Raw genomic sequence first — 2,411 nt, 5'->3', positions numbered from 1 at the left:
AAAGTCATCGCCAGCTCTATTCGCAAGGGTAACGTCATCGAGCAAGACGGCAAGCTCTACGTTGTCGTGACCGCCGAGAACATCCATCCCGGCAAGGGCACGCCGGTCAGCCAGATCGAAATGCGTCGAATCAGCGATGGCGTAAAGATCTCCGAGCGCTACAAGACCACCGACCAGGTCGAGAAGGTCACCATCGAGGAACGCAACTTCACCTATCTGTACGAAGATGCCGACGGCTTCCACTTCATGAACCCGGAGACCTACGATCAGGTCCAGGTGCCGAAGGACGTCGTGGGCTCGCAGGCGGCTTATCTGCAGGAGAATATGACCGTCAAGCTGTCGATGCACGATGTGGTGCCGGTGGCGATTGCGCTGCCGCAGCGCGTCACGCTCGAGGTCGTCGACACCGAGCCTGTCACCAAGGGCCAGACCGCATCGTCATCCTACAAGCCGGCCGTGCTTTCCAACGGCATCCGCACCGGCGTTCCGCCGCACATCACCGTCGGCACCCGCATCGTGGTGATGACGGAAGACGGCTCCTATTGCGAGCGCGCCAAGGACTGACGCTTCGAGTACGGACGCGGATGAAGCCGATCTGACGTTCTCCCCCTTGCCGAGCATTCGGCATGCGAACGTCACATCGAAAGCTTCAACAGAATCGGTCTGTCAGGTAGAGTTCCCCGGGGTTCGCCGAACATGTCTCTGAACAGCGGTCGGCGGCGGATCATGGGGCAACATATCGTCTGAGACCTGGGGGCGGGTCTCTTGGGGCAAGTCTTGGTACAAGTCTTGGGGGGCAAGACTTTCGGCGGCAAGATCTTCGGGGCCAGGATCTTCGATCTCGTCGCCATCCTGCTGGGATTGCCGGCGCTGGCCGTGGATACGCCTCGCCTGCGAGCCGACGAATTTCGTACGCCGGCGGTGACCGTGAGCCGCGCCGATTGGCGCGCGGCGATGGATCAACTTCGCTCCGAGTTGAACGCCGCGCCCGCGGTCGCAGCCGATTTTACCCCCTTCGGCCGGCGGCACGGCCTCCCCTCGTCCGATCCTCGTGCGCGGCCGGCCTTGCTTGAGCTCAATGGGGTGACCTCGCCCATTTTCACCGGCATCGGGCGCAGTCCGGTGCCGGTGCTGTTGCCCTTCGACACCGCGGCCTATCTGGGAGCGCGACGGAGCGGCCTTGCCGACGGCACGTCGCTCACCCGCTATCAGGCCGATTTCCGCAGCGATCTGTTCGATGCCGGCCCGGCCGGCTATGACGCGGTATTCTCACTGCCGCCCGACGTCGGCGCGGGCCTGCCGTCCCGCATTTTCGCCAAGCCGGTCGAGGTGCAGATCACCGGGTCGCGCCTCGTCTACGACATCTCCGATCCGCAAGGCGGCAAGGGCGAGCCAGTCAAGGCGCTGGCGCAATATCCCGATCTGCGCCGCTTCATTCGCGAAGGCTATGTGCGTTACGCCTTCACCCGCTTCGGGATTGCCTATGTCGTGTCGATCCAATGTTTCGACAGCGCCCCCCGCCCGCGACGGCTGGCCTGCCGCGAGGCCTATCCGGTCGCCGAGCGCTTCCTGAAAGCGCTGCGCGTGGTCGGCGGCCTGCCGGCGCCGCCGCGGCCCGATGTCGCGTCGCTCGCCATCGTACGTCCGACAAACCTCTCGGCCGAATTCACCTATCGTCCGCCCGGCGATGTGCTGCCGCCCAACGGGGCGCGCGGCCAAAGCGGGCGCGCCGATCGAACCGTCTATTCGCAGATCCGCTTTCCGCTGGACGCACCGGCCTATGTGCATTCGCAGTCATCGGGCAAAGCTCGCTCGGGCGACGCCGCCGAGCAGCGCCTCGGGCAATTTCCCTGGCGCGACAATTTCTGTGAACCGCGCAGCTTCAACGTCGGACAATGCACAAGCGGCTCTGGACATCAGGGCGACGACATCCGCCCCGGCGCGTGCCCGGCGCGGCGCGAGGGTGCCGATGGCTGCGATCCCAAACGGCAGCGCGTGCTGGCGGTTCGCGACGGCACCGTGATCCGTACTGCCAAGGACCAGGCAGCAACACTGCAGGTCAACAGCGGCACCGAACATATCCGCTTCCGCTACATGCACATGAATCCTGCTGTGATGGATGCTGACGGCCTGCTCAACGGCCGCAAGCTTGGCGAGGGCGAGCAGATCGGCGTGGTCTCCAACTATCTCGACCATCCCAACGGCACGTCGCGCCATCTGCATTTCGACCTGCAGGTGTTCACGCGCGACGGCTGGATCTGGGTCAGTCCCTACGTCACCCTGGTGTCGGCCTATGAGCGTCTGATTGGCGGCCGTGGCCGCGAGATCGGGCCGCAGATGGCCTTGTCGCCCGCGCTCACGGCCGCGCCGCTCGAGCCGGATCAAACGGCCGGCGTCCCGAGCGGGCGCAA

General features: G+C 65.0%; 2 protein-coding genes. Both read left to right on the top strand.

Going from position 1 to position 2,411, the window contains the following annotated elements:
* Positions 1–564, top strand: a 564-nt coding sequence (gene efp, locus BRAS3843_RS07325; RefSeq protein ID WP_050886379.1) for an elongation factor P, incomplete at its 5' end; no start/stop codon positions are given.
* Positions 565–876: 312 nt separating this feature from the next.
* A partial coding sequence (locus BRAS3843_RS07320; protein ID WP_244425150.1) for a M23 family metallopeptidase occupies positions 877–2,411 on the top strand: 1,535 nt, incomplete at its 3' end.

Origin of the sequence: Bradyrhizobium sp. STM 3843 (assembly GCF_000239815.1) — a bacterium.
In the GTDB taxonomy this organism is placed as follows: domain Bacteria; phylum Pseudomonadota; class Alphaproteobacteria; order Rhizobiales; family Xanthobacteraceae; genus Bradyrhizobium.
The sequence above is the reverse complement of the archived record's forward strand: the minus strand, read 5'-3'. Positions and strand labels throughout refer to the sequence as shown.